The 16058-nt window shown below is 64.3% G+C and carries 13 protein-coding genes; 10 read left to right on the forward strand and 3 right to left on the reverse strand.

Features of this window, described 5'->3' with window-relative positions:
• The first annotated feature begins 51 nt into the window (after positions 1-51).
• The 6 genes from F3W81_RS17980 to F3W81_RS18005 all read left to right on the forward strand — a co-directional run bounded on the left by F3W81_RS17980 (position 52) and on the right by F3W81_RS18005 (position 5944).
• Complete coding sequence (locus F3W81_RS17980) at positions 52-237, forward strand: PLDc N-terminal domain-containing protein (RefSeq protein WP_193080732.1); 186 nt, start codon at positions 52-54, stop codon at positions 235-237.
• Between the two features lie 268 nt (positions 238-505).
• On the forward strand, positions 506-1408 hold the full coding sequence (locus F3W81_RS17985) for a lipid A-modifier LpxR family protein (protein ID WP_193080734.1): 903 nt from the start codon (positions 506-508) through the stop codon (positions 1406-1408).
• Between the two features lie 305 nt (positions 1409-1713).
• Complete coding sequence (rpsD, locus tag F3W81_RS17990; protein ID WP_193080736.1) at positions 1714-2334, forward strand: 30S ribosomal protein S4; 621 nt, start codon at positions 1714-1716, stop codon at positions 2332-2334.
• Between the two features lie 669 nt (positions 2335-3003).
• A complete protein-coding gene (gene hisC / locus F3W81_RS17995) occupies positions 3004-4095 on the forward strand; it encodes a histidinol-phosphate transaminase (RefSeq protein ID WP_193080738.1) in 1092 nt (363 codons plus the stop codon).
• Positions 4092-5006 (forward strand): prephenate/arogenate dehydrogenase family protein, encoded by a 915-nt coding sequence (locus F3W81_RS18000; RefSeq protein WP_193080740.1) that lies wholly within the window; start codon positions 4092-4094, stop codon positions 5004-5006. Before hisC ends, F3W81_RS18000 begins: the two co-directional genes overlap by 4 nt.
• Positions 5003-5944 carry an extensin-like domain-containing protein gene (locus F3W81_RS18005; RefSeq protein WP_193080742.1) on the forward strand — a complete coding sequence of 314 codons (942 nt, stop codon included), beginning with the start codon at positions 5003-5005 and terminating at the stop codon, positions 5942-5944. The genes F3W81_RS18000 and F3W81_RS18005 overlap by 4 nt, the downstream gene beginning before the upstream one ends.
• Here F3W81_RS18005 and F3W81_RS18010 read toward each other — a convergent pair whose 3' ends face one another.
• Positions 5945-6940: a DUF2125 domain-containing protein gene (locus F3W81_RS18010; RefSeq protein WP_193080744.1), complete on the reverse strand. Its 996-nt coding sequence runs from the start codon at positions 6938-6940 to the stop codon at positions 5945-5947. It lies immediately after the preceding gene.
• Between the two features lie 66 nt (positions 6941-7006).
• On the opposite strand from F3W81_RS18010, the gene F3W81_RS18015 reads away from it, so the two are divergent.
• From F3W81_RS18015 to F3W81_RS18025, 3 genes are all read left to right on the forward strand, one after another.
• Positions 7007-7537, forward strand: coding sequence for a gamma-glutamylcyclotransferase (locus F3W81_RS18015; RefSeq protein WP_193080746.1), 531 nt, complete (start codon positions 7007-7009; stop codon positions 7535-7537).
• 68 nt (positions 7538-7605) lie between these two features.
• Positions 7606-8811 carry a biopolymer transporter ExbB gene (locus F3W81_RS18020; protein ID WP_193080748.1) on the forward strand — a complete coding sequence of 402 codons (1206 nt, stop codon included), beginning with the start codon at positions 7606-7608 and terminating at the stop codon, positions 8809-8811.
• A gap of 2 nt (positions 8812-8813) precedes the next feature.
• Positions 8814-11372 carry a peptidoglycan -binding protein gene (locus F3W81_RS18025; protein WP_193080750.1) on the forward strand — a complete coding sequence of 853 codons (2559 nt, stop codon included), beginning with the start codon at positions 8814-8816 and terminating at the stop codon, positions 11370-11372.
• 253 nt (positions 11373-11625) lie between these two features.
• Here F3W81_RS18025 and clpA read toward each other — a convergent pair whose 3' ends face one another.
• Positions 11626-13965 (reverse strand): ATP-dependent Clp protease ATP-binding subunit ClpA, encoded by a 2340-nt coding sequence (gene clpA / locus F3W81_RS18030; protein ID WP_193080752.1) that lies wholly within the window; start codon positions 13963-13965, stop codon positions 11626-11628.
• A 171-nt stretch (positions 13966-14136) separates the two neighbouring features.
• Entirely contained in the window at positions 14137-14901 is a 765-nt protein-coding gene (gene gloB, locus F3W81_RS18035) for a hydroxyacylglutathione hydrolase (protein ID WP_193080754.1), read from the reverse strand.
• A gap of 60 nt (positions 14902-14961) precedes the next feature.
• On the opposite strand from gloB, the gene F3W81_RS18040 reads away from it, so the two are divergent.
• Positions 14962-15759 carry a class I SAM-dependent methyltransferase gene (locus F3W81_RS18040; protein ID WP_193080756.1) on the forward strand — a complete coding sequence of 266 codons (798 nt, stop codon included), beginning with the start codon at positions 14962-14964 and terminating at the stop codon, positions 15757-15759.
• Positions 15760-16058: the final 299 nt, after the last annotated feature.

The following is a 16058-nucleotide window of genomic DNA, read 5'->3' on the forward strand; positions in this document are numbered from 1 at the left end:
CTGGCGTTTGATTTCCGAACGCACAAGACGCAAGCAACTGGAGCCGGACCAATGGAATATGGACTTCTGGGACTGATCGTCCTTATCGCCGACATCTACGCAATCTATCAGACCGTGACCTCCGGCGCCTCGACCGGCAGCAAGTTGCTGTGGGTGCTGTTGATCCTGATCCTGCCCGTCATCGGGTTTATCCTGTGGCTGGTTGCAGGCCCACGCGGCGGCAGCGTGCGCGTCTGATCTCACGACATCGCGACCCGAGGCAGTTTTCCTGAGCTTCCTCGTTTTCCTGATCTGAAAGGCCACTGCAATTTCGCGGTGGCCTTTTTGCATGTGCCTGTAGGTCACCTGTGCAATCTGAACCAATTTCGCAACAAAACTGGGGAAATTGGACATGACGCGCTGTCGCTCTGGCCGGAATTTGAAGTCCGCGTGTAACCATTCTCTCATATTCGAACTATACGATGAATGGCCTGCCACTGGTGCGGCAAGAGGGGGATGAGATCACATGAAAGGCCGTTTGATCCTGATCGCAGCCGCATGGTTCGCTGGCCTGCTGGCCGTACCCGATGCGGCGCTGGCACGGGACTTTCTTGGCTATGGACGACATGTCAGCAATGACCTTCTGGGCGATGGCAGGGACCGCTGGCATAGCGGGTCGATAAGCTCCAGCCGGGTCTGGGGCGATCCCTGGACAGGGGCGCTGCCACAGGATTTCGCCAGCTTACTGGAGCTGCGGATCGCGGGCGAGATCATGGCCCCGGAAAACCTCAGACGGCCAGCCCGTGATGATCGTCCCTATGCGACGTCGCTGTCCTTTGGGCTGCACAGTCATTTCGACTGGCAGGGGATGGAGACGACACTCGGCACGGATCTGGTGCTGACCGGGCCAATGACCGGGCTGCCCTGGTTGCAGGACAAGGTGCATGACTGGTTGGGGGCCTCAACGACCTCGGCAAGAACCAAGGCGGGGGCGGTGCCGGATGGCGTGCACCCAACGCTGGCATTTGAAAACGGCCGCAGCTATGGGCTTGGTGCTGCCACGCTGCGCCCCTTTGTGGCCGGGCGCTGGGGGGATGAGACGCTGCTGCGCGCCGGTGCCGATATCACCATCGGCTCTGTCGGGATGGCTGAGCTGCTGGTGCGTGACCGGGTGACGGGCCAGCGCTACCGCGTGGTGACAGCGCCGCATCCGGGGGTCGCTTTCGTGCTCGGTGCCGATTACGCCTATGTTCAGGACTCGATCTACCTGAGACGGCCCCGCGATACGCGGGCACGGGTGCGCACAGGCGTGCATTTCCAGACGCGCCGCGTCGGTGGCTTTTACGGGCTGACATGGATGGGACCGGAGTTCGAGGGGCAGAAGGAGGGGCATGTCATCGGCTCCGTCCGCCTCAAGGTCGACTTCTGATCCTTGGGGGCGATGCGCCCTTTTTATATTGGGGTTTTCTGCGGCTGCGTGATTGACTCTGTGCGGACCGCGTATATAAGCGCGGCTCCATTGGTGTTGGTGGCCCCCGCGAGGGGATGCCTGTCATGGGCCGAAATCAGCGACGGGCAACCCGGTCTGAAATTGGTACCAAGAGGACAACGCCCTTTCAGTCCAAGGCTTTGCCGAGGCTGGTTTCGACCCGAAGAGCCGCTTTTACAAGGGGTTACAAGGTGCAGGGCCGGTTTCGCTGACGTCGGGGACGCAATCGAGAAAGGATATCAGCCGTGACCAAACGCACGTCTGCCAAGTACAAAATCGATCGCCGCATGGGCGAGAACATCTGGGGTCGTCCGAAGTCCCCGGTCAACCGTCGTGAGTATGGCCCCGGCCAGCACGGTCAGCGCCGCAAGGGCAAGGTTTCGGACTTCGGTCTGCAGCTGCGCGCCAAGCAGAAGCTGAAAGGCTACTACGGCGACATGACCGAAAAGCAATTCCGTCGCATCTTCGCGGAAGCTGAGCGGGTCAAGGGCGACACCGGCGAGAACCTGATTGGTCTGCTGGAACGCCGCCTGGACGCGGTTGTCTACCGCGCCAAGTTCGTCGCAACCGTCTTTGCTGCGCGCCAGTTCGTGAACCACGGCCACGTCACCGTGAACGGCCAGCGCGTCAACATCCCCTCCTACCGCGTCAAGGAAGGTGATGTCGTCGAAGTCCGTGAAAAGTCTAAGCAAATCGCCGTCATCCTGGAAGCTACCCAGCTGTCCGAGCGCGATGTGCCCGACTACATCGATGCCGACCACTCCAAGCTGACCGCGACCTTCGTGCGGACCCCGGGTCTGAGCGACGTTCCCTATCCGGTTCAGATGGAACCGCATCTGGTCATCGAATTCTACGCTCAGAACTGATCCAGTTCAGAGCCAAAATTCAGAAAGGGTCGCACCAGTGGTGCGGCCCTTTTTCGTTGTGCGAGCGCTGGGTGTGGAGGACGGGAGAGGCTGTTTTGCGGCAGATTTCGATGTCGGTATTGCGTCGGTATCCGAACGGTATCTGAACGGTGCGATTTTCGCGCAATCAGCCGTCTGAAGCGCCGCCAAGACCCGTGGGTCCCACGGTGAACCGGGACCGTTTGGGCGCGCTGGGGATGGACAGTCTCTGGCGGGCGATAGGGGTGGCTCGGACGCAGAGGGTGGAATGACGGTGGGGCACCGCTGTTAAGGACGCGGCAGATGGCAGCCGGAGTGCAAAAGGAAAGCTCTGACAAAACCCAAGGACTTCAGGCCCGTTTCGAGCGTCGCTTCTGAGGCATAAATGCCAGCCCCCTCATTGCCTTTCGGCGGGGCGGCGCCGTAGGGCAGGGCGCTGTCTTACATGCACCGTATTTATTTATCATATTGATATATATCGGAAATATATCAAATCCGAAGGCTGATCGTCCCCCGTTCCCCCAGCCCACTATGCGATAGCCCCCGGTCAGGCCGCGGCCCCGGGGCAGGCTTTTCGTCGCTGGCACAGACTTCATCTTTCAATAGCGCGGTTTCGCGGCTAGAAGTTGGGCCGTTGCAAGGTGCGAGACAATGACACAGACGATTACGCCCCAGCCGGGGATCCTCGAAATCGCCCTCTATCAGGGTGGCCAGTCGAAAGTGGAAGGCGTCACCGACGTCGTCAAACTTTCGTCCAATGAAAACCCTTATGGCGCTGGTGAGGCGGCGATCGACGCCTTCCGTCGTGCCTCCTATGAATTGCATCGTTACCCCAATACCGATCATACGTCCCTGCGCGAGGCGATTGCCGCCCAGCATGGCCTTGATGCCGCCCGCGTCATCTGTGGCGTCGGGTCGGACGAAATCATCCACTTCCTCTGCCAGGCCTATGCCGGGCCGGGCGATGAAGTGCTGTTCACCGAGCACGGCTTTGGCATGTACCGCATTGCCGCCCTCGCCGCCGGGGCCACCCCGGTCGAGGTGCGTGAGCGTGAGCGTGTCACCGACGTCGACGCTCTGCTGGCCGGCTGCACGGAAAACACCAAGCTGGTCTTCATCGCCAACCCCAACAACCCCACCGGCACGATGATCGGCGGGAACGAGGTTGCGCGTCTGGCCGATGGTCTGCCGGCGCAGGCCATTCTGGTGCTCGACGGGGCCTATGCGGAATATGTCGAAGGCTTCGACGGCGGGCTGGCCCTGCTGGAGCAGCGCGAGAACATCGTCATGACGCGCACCTTCTCCAAGGCTTACGGTCTGGGCGGGTTGCGCATTGGCTGGGGCTACGGCCCCAAGGCGATCATCGACGTGCTGAACCGCATTCGCGGCCCCTTCAACCTGTCCAACGCCCAGCTCGCGGCGGCCGAGGCGGCGGTCAAGGATCAGGCCCACGTCAATCGCAGCCGCACCGAAAACACCCGTATGCGCGCCTGGCTGGCCGAGGCGCTGGCCGAACATGGCGTGCCCTCCGACACCTCCTGCGCCAACTTCATTCTGGCCCGTTTCGCCAGTCCGGAGGAGGCCGAGGCCTGCGATACCTTCCTCAAGCGCCGGGGCCTGATTGTGCGCCTCGTCGCCAGCTACAAGCTGCCGCATTGCCTGCGCATCACGGTGGGGGATGAATCCTCCTGCCGCCGGGTGGCCCATGCGATCGGCCAGTTCAAGGCCGGAGCCGAGGCGTGATCTACAATAAAGTCGCTCTGATCGGGCTGGGCCTCATCGCCTCGTCGATCTTCTGGTCTGCCAAGCGCGGCGGTCTTGTGGGGCAGGTGTCGGGCTATGCGCGCTCTGCCGCCACCCGCGACACCGCCCGCCGCATCGGCCTGTGCGACGTGGTCTGTGATACCGCCGCCGACGCCGTGGCTGACGCCGATCTGGTGATCCTCTGCGTGCCCGTCGGGGCCATGGGCGCCGTCGCCGAAGAGATCCGCCCGTTCTTGAAGCCCGGCGCTGTCATCTCGGATGTCGGGTCGGTCAAGAAGGCCGTGATCGAGGCCGTGCAGCCGCATATCCCCGAAGGCGCGCATTTCATCCCCGCACACCCGCTTGCGGGCACCGAACATTCCGGCCCCGAGTCGGGCTTTGCAGAGCTTTTCGACAACCGCTGGTGCCTGCTGGTCCCGGTCGAGGGCAGCGATCCCGCCAAGGTCGCCGAGCTGCGCGCCTTCTGGGAGGCTCTGGGAGCCAATGTCGAGGAAATGGACGCCGAGCATCACGACCTCGTCCTCGCCGTCACCTCGCACACCCCGCACCTGATCGCCTATACGATGGTCGGCGTGGCCGACGATCTGCGCCGCGTGACGGACAGCGAAGTCATCAAGTACTCTGCCGCCGGTTTCCGCGATTTCACCCGGATTGCCGCCAGCGATCCGACGATGTGGCGCGACGTCTTCATGACCAACAAGGAAGCCACGCTGGAGATCCTTGGCCGCTTCACCGAGGAGCTGTTTGCCCTGCAGCGCGCGATCCGCACCGGCGACGGCGATCTGCTGTTTGATTACTTCACCCGCACCCGCGCCATCCGGCGTGGCATCATCGACGCGGGCCAGGATACCGATGCGCCCAACTTCGGTCGCGCGGCAGGGCGGAAGTGAAGCTTTTTCTGGTCGGGCTCGCCTGCCTGCTGCCCCTCGCGGCGGCGGCGCAGGCCCCCGAGCGGTCGCTGCGTCCCCTCGCTTCGCCCCGCGCCATCACGGCCCCTGCGCCGCCCCTCGCCGAAGCAAAGTCTGCCGCCGTGCAAGCCCCCAAAGCCTCCACTCCTGCGCCGAAAGTCCGCCCCCTGGCGCGCCCTGAGGCGGCATTGGGCCAGATCGCAACCGCGCCGCGTGATCCCAAGCAGGCCGAGACGATGGGTGTGACACGCGAACTGGAGCCCGGACCGGACGGCATCCAGCTCTCCAAACGTCCCAAAGCCCGCCCGATCGATGTCCGCAAGCTCGCCGGTGTGCAGCAGACTGCGCCCGCCCCCCGTGCGAATGCGCCGGCCCAGAAAGTCACGCCCGTCAAAGGCCAGATCTGTGGCGATCCGGCGATTCAGGGTGTCTTCGTCGGCCCGGTCGAGGCCAGCCTTTCGGCCTGTGGCATCGACAGCGCCGTGCGCGTCCAGTCGATCAGCGGCATCAAACTGTCGACCAGCGCGCTGATCGATTGCAACACCGCCACCGCCGTGCGCACCTGGATCGACAAGGGCCTGCGCCCCGCCGTGGGCAATTACGGTGGCGGAGTCAGCACGCTGCAGATCGCGGGCAGCTATGCCTGCCGCACCCGCAACCACGTCAAGGGCGCGCGGATTTCCGAACACGGCAAGGGCCATGCCATTGATATCGCTGCAATCCGCTTGAAGGATGGCACCAGTCTCAGCGTGCTGAACGACTGGGGCAAGGGCAAGAAGGGGCGCATGTTGAAAGCCTCTCATGCGGCGGGCTGCCGGATCTTCGGCACTACGCTGGGCCCCGAATCCGACGCCCAGCACCGCAATCACTTCCACTTTGACACGGCGCCCCGGCGCGGCGGTGTCGGCTACTGCCGCTGATCAGCGCAGCCGGAACACCGGCGCTGGCCCAAGCGAGATCGGGCCGAGGTAGACGCGCCCGTCCCGCAGGCTCAGCGTGACATCCAGAGTCTCGGAGTTGCCGCCCATCCGTGCCATCAGCCCCAGCGTGGTTTCCGCGATGCTGGCGACCGACGCATCCAGCGCCCCGGCGGCGACAGCGGCCTGCACCATCTGACGCCAGTTGCGCGCCTGCAGGCTGACGTCGCCGGTGGCCTGCCCGGCTTCGTCCACAGCCAGATCCGCCGCAATCTGCAGCGCCAGCGCGCCCCACTCGGCCCGCGCCAGCGCCACGGTGATATGCCGGGGCTGCGGGCGCGCGCGATTGATCGCGGAAATATCCCAGGGCTTGTCGAAGGTTACCGTCGCATCCAGACGGGCCTCCTGCATCTGGTCCGGCAGGGCCATGCCTGAGGTGACACGATTGCGCAGGACCTCTGGCGGTGTCAGCCCGCTTGCCAGCAGGCCCAGCCGATAGGTGCGCTCGTCATCTTCATGTTGCGACACGGCGAGGCTCAGATGATCCAGCGACGCGGGCTGCGGCCCGGCGAGGACCAGCTTGTCGGCCGACAGTTGTGCGCGATCCAGCTGCAGGCTTGGCCCCGCGTGCAGCCGCAGCGAGGCCCGCAGATCGTCGTTGCTGATCGGATAGCTGTCCTGCGGGGTGCGCAGCAGCATGGTTTTCGGGGCCACGGCAATGACGTGGTTGGGCTGATAGGACAGCGCCATCAGGGCGAACTTCGGCAGATCCAGCGCCACGCCGGTCGCCGGATCGGCCAGCGCCATATCGGTCCAGATCGCATCCAGCCGGTTGGGATAGCCCTGCACGGTGAACCCCGCGTAATCGGCCTGCCAGCCCTCGGCCCGGCGCGCGGCGAACCACTGCGTCAACGCGCGCTTTTCGGTATGCGCGGCGATGAACCAATAGCCGGACCACAGGGCGGCTGCGGCCAAAATGACGATCACCAGACGTTTCATGCAGCTGCCCCCTTTTCGCGCTGTGCCCCTTGTTGTTTATACGGCCCCGAAAGAGAAGGACCAGTGATGCCAATGTGGGTTTTCGGCTACGGATCGCTTTTGTGGAAACCGGGGTTCACGCCTGCCGCTGAGGTGGTGGCGCATCTCTCGGGCTATGCGCGGTCGTTCTGCATGTCCTCGATCCACCATCGCGGCTCGGTCGAACACCCCGGTCTGGTCCTCGCGCTGGACGCCCAGCCCGGCGCCGCCTGCACCGGCCTCGCGCTGCAGGTCGCCTCCGGGGAGGAAGACACCGTCCTGAGCTATCTGCGCGAACGAGAGCTGGTCTCCTCCGCCTATATCGAAAAACGCCTGCCGGTTGAGCTGAGCGATGGCCGCACCGTCGAGGCCGTCACCTACGTGATCGACGCCGCGCATGTGCAATACTGCGGAGGCATGCCGCTGGAGGCGCAGGCCCGGATCATCGCCCACGCCCATGGCGGCATGGGGCCGAATGCCGAGTATCTGTGGAACACTGCCCGCCATCTGGACGACCTTGGCCTGAGCGATGCAGATTTGACATGGCTGGCCGCCCGCGTCACTGAAATCTTGGGATAAATCCTTTTCTTGCAAGGGCAAACGCCATACAACCTACGCAACAGGAACCACATCCGGGACACGTCCGAATGGACCATACGGACCGCAAGGTCGCGCCTCAGTTTTCGCAGCCCATCCGCCAGATCATCCTGATGCTGATCGTCATCGGGCTGAGCGGTGTCGGGGCGTTTTTCGCCGCGCCCAGCGTGCTGCCGGTGTTCATCCCGAACCCCTATCTGAACGGCTTCATCGCCTTTGTCTTCGTTCTGGGCGTGCTTGCCTGCTTCTGGCAGGTGGTGCAGCTGATCTCCTCCGTGCGCTGGATCGAACGCTTCACCTCGGGCAACCTCGAGACAATCGAACGGGCGCCGCGCCTGCTGACGCCGCTGGCAACGCTGCTGGGCGCGCGCAACAAGCGGATGCAGATCTCCTCGACCTCCGCCACCTCGATCCTTGAATCCGTCGTCACCCGGATCGACGAGGCGCGCGAGATCACGCGCTATATCACCTCGTTGCTGATCTTCCTCGGGTTGCTCGGCACCTTCTACGGCCTCGCCACCACGGTCCCGGCGCTGGTTGAAACCATCCGCAGCCTCGCCCCGCAGGACGGCGAGGACGGCATCGCCGTCTTCACCCGCCTGATGGCCGGGCTTCAGGGCCAGCTCGACGGCATGGGCGTCGCCTTTGCGTCCTCGCTGCTCGGCCTCACCGGCTCGCTGATCGTCGGCCTGCTGGAGCTTTTCGCGGGTCACGGCCAGAACCGTTTCTACCGCGAGCTTGAGGAATGGCTCTCCACCATCACTCGCCTCGGTCTGGCCGAGGGCGACGGCGCGGCGGATCAGTCCATCCTCGTCGGCGTGCTGGACAACATCGGCGAGCAGATGGAGGGCATGCAGCAGATGTTCGCCCGCTCCGATGCCTCCCGCTCCGAGGTTGACTACAAGCTCTCCGCCCTTGCCGACACCATCGAACGCCTGACCGACCGCATGGCGGCGCAGAACGCCGTCACCAGCCCGATTGCCGAAGCGCTGAGCCGCATTGCCGATGGTCAGGATGCGCTGCTGGTCAAGCTGGGCGAAACGCCCGAGGGCATCGACGCCGAAAGCCGCATGCGCCTGCGCTCCATGGATGTGCAATTGCTGCGCATTCTTGAGGAAATCAGCGCCGGACGGCATGAAACCATGGCTGAGCTGCGCACCGATATCGCCGCCCTCAGCCGCGTCATCTCGCAGACCCAGAGGGCGCAGGTCACCCGTGCCATGTCGCCGCGCTCCGATACCGATCAGGACGGCTGACCATGGCCCTCTCCCGCAGATCCGGTGCCCGGCTTCAGGCCAATATCTGGCCCGGTTTCGTCGATGCGATGACCGGGCTGCTGATGGTGCTGATGTTCGTTCTGACCATCTTCATGGTGGTGCAGTTCACGCTGCAGGAAACCATCACGGGCCAGAAGACCGAACTCGACGACCTCTCCTCCGACCTCGCCGCGCTCAGCCGCGCCCTGGGGCTGGAACGTGACAAGGCGGCGAAGTTGGAAACCCAGGTCGGCACGCTGACCTCGACACTGGACGACGCACAATCGCGCGCCGATCAGCAGGCGGCGCTGATCGCCTCGCTGACCCAGGCCCGCGACCAGACGCAGGATGCGCTGCGTCAGGCGCAATCCCAGATCACCGATTTCGAGGCGCAGGTCGCCACCCTGCTGTCGCAGCGCGACGACGCCCGTGGCTCGGTCACCGCGCTTGAGGCAGAGCGCGACCAGCTCACCAGCGACCGCGACGCCCTGCAACTCGCCGTCGCGCAGGCCCGCACCGAGATCGACGCACAGGCCGAAGCCGCCCGTCTCTCCGCCGCCAAACGCGAGGCGATGGAGGCCCTGATTGCCAGCCTGAAAACCGATCAGGCCGAGGCGAGCACCCAGAACACCGCGCTGAACGCGCAGCTCAGCGACCTGCAAAACCAGCTCACCGAAGAAGAGAAATCCCGTCTGGCCGAAGCGGCCGCCGCGCAAGCGCTGCGCGCCAAGCTCAAGGACGCACAGACCGAGCTGACCTCGATGACCCTCGCGCTGGAATCCCAGCGCAAGAAGGCCGAGGACACGCTGACCCTTCTTGCCGCCGCTCAGGCCGCCGAAAAGGACCTCGACGACAAGCTGCTGGCGGCTGTGCTGGCACAGGAAACCGCGCAGGCCTCCGCCAGCCAGCTGCAGGATGATCTCTCGCGCACCCAGGCCCGTCTCGCCGAAGCCGAAACCGGACGCGAGGCCAGCTATGGCCAGCTCACCGCTCTGGAAACCGCCCTCGCCACGGCCCTTGCCGATGTCGATGACCGCGACGCCAAACTGGCCGAGCTTGAAGGCCGCCTCGCCGTGCTGGAAAAAACCCTTACCGCCAGCGAGGGCACGCGCGACGATCTGACCCGTCAGGCCGCCGTGCTGCGCGACGAGATCGACGCCGCCAAAGCCGCTCAGGCGCAGGCCGAAGCCGCCGCGACCACTGCCCGCGACGCCACCGCCACCGCCCGCGCCGAGATGCAGACCCAGATCGATACCCTCAAGGCCGACGCGGCCGAGCGGGAGGCCACGCTGAACGCCCAGCTCGCCCGCGCGCAGGCCGACACCGCCGAAAAGGTCGACGCGGTTGAGGAAATCCGCCTGCGTATCGTCGCGCTCGAAGCCGCTCTGGCCCGCGCCACACAGGAAAAGACCGGGCTTGAGGATCGCCTCAACGCCGCCCTGCAAACCGGCAGCCAGACCGAAAAACTGCAGGCCGACAAGACCGCGCTCGAAGGCGAACTCTCCCGTGTCCAGCAGCAGGCCGAAGGGCGCGCCGCCGAAATCGCCACCCTACAGGACAAGCTGACTGCGCTTGAGGCCGCGCTGACGCGCACCCAAACCGCGCTCGACGCCGCCGATGCGACACATGCGGAGGAGCTGGCCTCGATCCAGAAACGCCTCGCCGCCGCGCTCGCCGCGCAAAAGACGGCCGAGGCCGCCTCGGCGGATCGCGACACCGTGCGCCAGCAGCTGACCGCCGCGCTCGCCGCGAAACTTGCCGCCGAACAGCAGACGAAAGACCAGCTGAGCGAGACCGAGCAGCGCCAGATCCTGCTGCGCCAGGCCAATCAGGCGCTGGAGCAGGAAGAGGCCAAGTCCGCCGAAAGCCAGCGCCGCGCCACCCTGCTGAACCAGCAGGTCTCGGCCCTGCGCACCCAGCTCGCCGGACTTCAGGCCTTGCTGGACGATTACAAGGCGCGCGAGGATGTCAGTCAGGTGAAGATCCAGTCGCTCGGCTCCGACCTGAACGCGGCCCTCGCCCGCGTCGCCGCCGTCGAGAAAAAGGAACGTCAGCGCCTGCAGGAAGAGGCCGTACGCCTCAAGGCCGAGGCCAACAAGCTAGAGAAATACCGCTCTGATTTCTTTGGCCGGATGCGCGAGATTCTGGATGGTCAGGACGGTGTGCGCGTCGTCGGCGACCGCTTCGTCTTCTCCTCCGAGGTGCTGTTCGGCACGGGGCAGGCCGACCTGTCGGAAGCGGGCAAGCAGCAGATCGATCAGGTGGCCGGGCTGCTCTGGGAAATCAGCGACGAGATCCCGCCCGAGATCGACTGGATCATGCGCGTCGATGGCCACACCGACAACGTGCCGCTGTCCGGCACTGGTGAATTCCGCGACAACTGGGAGCTGAGCCAGGCCCGCGCCCTGTCTGTCGTGCGCTACATGGTTGATTCTTTGGGTATTCCGCCGCGCCGTCTGTCGGCCAATGGTTTTGGCCAGTACCAGCCGATCGCCGTCGGCGACAGCCCGGAGGCACGCGCCCTGAATCGCCGGATCGAGCTGAAGTTCACCGAACGCTAAGCTGCGCTTGGGATCCATCGCGGCCATGAGAGAGGCTGCGTTGCCCCGCATTCGTCAGCGCCGCAGGTTCTGGGGACGGCCAGCACGCGCAGCTTTCAGGAACGCGGGCTGGCCGTCCCATTGATGCGACCCCCGGCCCGCGCGGAGCTATCGAACCTCAGCCCGGCGTGCGGAGCCGACCCCTCGGGGCAGGGGCCTGCGGACATGCAAAAGGGCGGGGAAATTCCCCGCCCTTTCAAATCATCTCACCAGATCACTCGGCCGTAAGCAGCGGAGGCTTGTTGCCAGAGAGGCGCAACTTGTCCGGCCCCTCCATTTGCAGATCCAGCTCGCCGTTCTTGACGCCGACGCGGACAACCCCGCCCTTGGTCAGCTTGCCGAACAGCAGTTCCTCGGCCAGCGGCTTCTTGATGTATTCCTGGATCACGCGGGCCAGAGGCCGTGCGCCCATTTTGTCATCATAGCCTTTGTCGGCCAGCCATTCAGCGGCGGGTCGGGTCAGCTCGATGCTGACACCACGATCCAGAAGCTGGGCTTCGAGTTGCAGCACGAACTTCTCGACCACCTGCATGATGACCTCTTTCGGCAGCGGCGCGAAGGAGATCACGGCATCCAGACGGTTGCGGAATTCAGGCGTGAAGGTCCGCTCGATCGCGGCCGTATCCTCGCCCGTGCGCCGGTCGCGGCCAAAACCGATGGCCGATTTCGACTGTTCCACGGCGCCCGCGTTGGAAGTCATGATCAGGATCACGTTGCGGAAGTTCACTGTCCGGCCGTTGTGGTCGGTCAGCTGGCCGTGGTCCATCACCTGCAGCAGGATGTTGTAGACATCCGGGTGCGCTTTCTCCATCTCGTCCAGCAGCAGCACGCAATGCGGATGCTGGTCGACACCGTCCGTCAGCAGCCCGCCCTGGTCAAACCCGACATAGCCCGGAGGCGCGCCGATCAGCCGCGAAACCGCGTGTTTCTCCATGTATTCCGACATATCGAAACGCAGCAGCTCCACGCCCAGCGTATCGGCGAGCTGGTTGGCGACCTCGGTCTTGCCGACGCCAGTGGGCCCGGCAAACAGGTAGTTGCCGATGGGCTTTTCAGGTTCGCGCAGACCGGCCCGCGCCAGCTTGATCGCCGAGGACAGCGCATCGATGGCCGCATCCTGACCGAAGACAACGCGTTTCAGCGAGGCCTCCAGATCTCTCAGCACGGCGGCGTCGTCCTTGTTGACCGATTTCGGCGGGATGCGGGCGATCTTGGCCACGACGGCCTCGATCTCTTTCACGCCGATGGTCTTGCGGCGTTTGCTCTCCGAAATCAGATGCTGTGCGGCGCCGGCTTCGTCGATCACGTCGATCGCCTTGTCCGGCAGCTTGCGGTCGTTGATATAGCGCGCCGCCAGTTCCACCGCGGAACGGATCGCGTCGTTGGTGTACTTGATCGAGTGGTGTTCTTCGAAATACGGCTTCAACCCCTTGAGGATCTTGACCGAATCTTCAACCGAAGGCTCGTTCACGTCGATCTTCTGGAACCGGCGCGACAGCGCGCGGTCTTTCTCGAAGTGCTGACGGAACTCCTTGTAGGTGGTGGAGCCCATGCAGCGCAGCTTGCCGCCCTGAAGCGCAGGTTTCAGCAGGTTCGACGCATCCATCGCGCCGCCAGACGTCGCCCCGGCACCGATCACGGTGTGGATCTCGTCGATGAACAGCACCGCGTCGGGGTGCGCCTCAAGCTCCGTCACAACGGATTTCAGGCGTTCCTCGAAGTCGCCACGATAGCGGGTGCCGGCCAGCAGCGCCCCCATGTCGAGCGAAAAGATGGTGGTCTTGGACAGCACCTCAGGCGTTTCGCCAGAGATGATCTTGCGCGCCAGCCCTTCGGCAATCGCGGTCTTGCCGACGCCGGGGTCACCCACCAGCAGCGGATTGTTCTTGCGGCGGCGGCAGAGCACCTGAATGCAACGCTCCACCTCAGAGGCGCGGCCGATCAGCGGATCGACATCGCCCTCACGCGCCTTGACGTTGAGGTTGACGCAATATTTGTCCAGAGCAGATTCCTTCCCGTCAGTTTCGCTTGCAGCGGATTGGGACGATTTCGAGGAATTCTGCCGTTCTTCTTCGGGCGCGCCTGTCACCGGGCGGCTTTCCCCATAGGCGGGGTCTTTGGCCACGCCATGGGCGATGAAGTTGACGGCATCGTAGCGCGTCATGTCCTGCTCCTGCAGGAAATAGGCCGCGTTCGATTCGCGTTCGGCAAAGATCGCGACAAGGACGTTGGCCCCGGTCACTTCGGTGCGACCCGAACTTTGCACATGGATGGCGGCGCGCTGGATGACGCGCTGGAAAGCTGCGGTGGGGACGGCTTCGGAGCCGTCGATGTCGGTCACGAGGTTGGCGAGCTCCTCGTCGACGAATTCGACAAGAGTCTGTCGCAATTCCTCGGTATCTACCGAGCAGGCTTTCATGACGCGGGTCGCATCTGGTTCATCAATCAGGGCCAGCAGCAAATGTTCGAGCGTCGCAAACTCGTGACGTCGGGCATTTGCCAGCGCCAGCGCTGCATGGATTGCCTGTTCCAGGGTGGTCGAGAATGAAGGCACTGTGGTGCTCCTTTTCGAACTGTGTCGGAGCGGGGAGAAACGAGCCCCAATTCCAACCATGGCCTCTTAGTCTTAAAGTTTGGTCGATCTGGACCCAGCTTCAAGGATTTTCTTTGGCTGCGCGATCACATTTCACTGCGCAGCCGGTATATCGCGTGACAAATCGGCGTTTCAGAAGGCGTCCTTGCGGCGTCTGACTTCGGCAAAGACCTCGTCAGCAGGGGCACCAGGCAGTCCGACGGCTTCGGCGACAGAGGGCTGGTGGGCACGCAGAAAGGGGTTGGTGTCCATTTCATCAGAGAGGAGAGACGGCACTGTCGGCTGACCGGCCGCGCGCGCGGCTTTCACCGCGTTGATACGAGATATAAGCGCGGGATTTTCTGGTTCAATCGTCTGGGCGAATTTCGCATTCGCTTCTGTGTATTCGTGTCCCGAACAGACGAGGGTATCGCCGGGCAGGGCGGCCAGCTTGCTCAGGCTGGCGTGCATCTGGGGGAAGGTCCCCTCGAACACGCGGCCACAGCCGAACGCCATCAGGCTGTCGGCGGTGAACACCAGCTTGGCACCCGCCATGTGAAAGGCGATATGGCCCAGCGTATGGCCGGGCACCTCGATCACGCGCCAAAGGCCATCGCCTGCGCCGCCGGTATCGCCCTCGGCGACATAGCGGTCCATCGCGGGCATCTTGTCGGCTTCGGCCTTCGGGCCAATCACCGTCATGTCGGGAAAACGGGCGCGCAATTCGGCGATGCCGCCGACGTGGTCGTGGTGGTGATGGGTGATCAGCAGCGTGTCCGGCACCCAGTCGCGCGCCTCCAGCACCTGCAGGATCGGAGCGGCCTCCGGCGCGTCGACAATGCATGTCCCCTCTGGACCGTGGGCCAGATAGGCATAGTTGTCTTTCAGGCAGGGCACGGTGACGAGTTCAAGGGCCATGGTCAAATTGTCCTTCCTTGCTATTGTCCCCGAGTGAAACCGATCAGAGGGCGGCTTGCAATGCATCTGGACGTGCAGGACCTGCGGAATTTCTATTATCGCTCCACTCTGGGTCGGGCGGCACAAAGCAATGTGCGCAACCAGATGTTGAAACTCTGGCCCGAGGCGAAGGGTCAGACGGTCCTTGGCTTCGGCTTTGCGGTGCCCCTGTTGCGCCCCTATCTGGCCGAGGCGCGCCGCGTCATCGCCCTGATGCCGGGGCCGCAGGGCGTCATGCCCTGGCCTGCGGGCATGCCCAATGTCTCGACCCTGTGCGAGGAAACCCTCTGGCCCATCGACACTGGCCATGTCGACAAGCTGGTCGTCATGCACGGGCTTGAGACATCGGAGAGGCCGACCGATCTGCTGAAGGAATGCTTTCGCGTCCTTGGCCCCGGCGGCAAGGCCCTGTTCATCGTGCCGCACCGCTCTGGCCTGTGGTCGCAATCCGATCGCACGCCCTTCGGCTATGGCCGCCCCTACAGTCAGGGCCAGCTCGAGTCCCAGCTCAAGCTGCACTCCTTCCTGCCCGAGCGGCATGTGCATACCCTCTACCAGCCGCCCTCGCAGCGCCGGTTCTGGCGCAAGACCGCGCCGTTCTGGGAAAAGCTGGGCGGCACCCTGTCGATGGTCGTGTCGGGCGGCGTGCTGATGGTCGAGGCCAGCAAGCGGGTGCAGGCCCCCTCCGGCCCCGGCGAGAAAGTGCTCCGCTCCTCCGGTTTGCGCGTGCTCGAAGGGCTGGCCGCGCCCAAGCCCGAAACCGCCCGCAGTGCCGGGGCCGGCTGGTCCGGCTGCCGGTTCGAGGGGGCGGACGACTGAGGCGCGCGATTCGCTCGCGCGTCGCTCTCTATGGCGCGGGACGACTGGGCCGAGCCTGCCGCCCATGTCCAGCGGCGACGGGGCAGGACGGTGTGCTGGCACTCGGAGAAAGGCGAAATTCGCACCGCTCGGATACCGTTCAGATACCGACGCAATACCGACACCCGGATTCAGCGGACTTGGCTGCCGATCCCGAGGGGGAAACGCCGCGAACACCCACCCTGCAAAATGTCGAAACCCCTGCGAATTTCGCCCTGACTGCGTGATCCTTGCAACGTCTCACCGGGATATCCGGGCCG

The sequence above is a fragment of the Pseudooceanicola spongiae genome, assembly GCF_014899185.1.
In the GTDB taxonomy this organism is placed as follows: Bacteria; Pseudomonadota; Alphaproteobacteria; order Rhodobacterales; family Rhodobacteraceae; genus Pseudooceanicola; species Pseudooceanicola spongiae.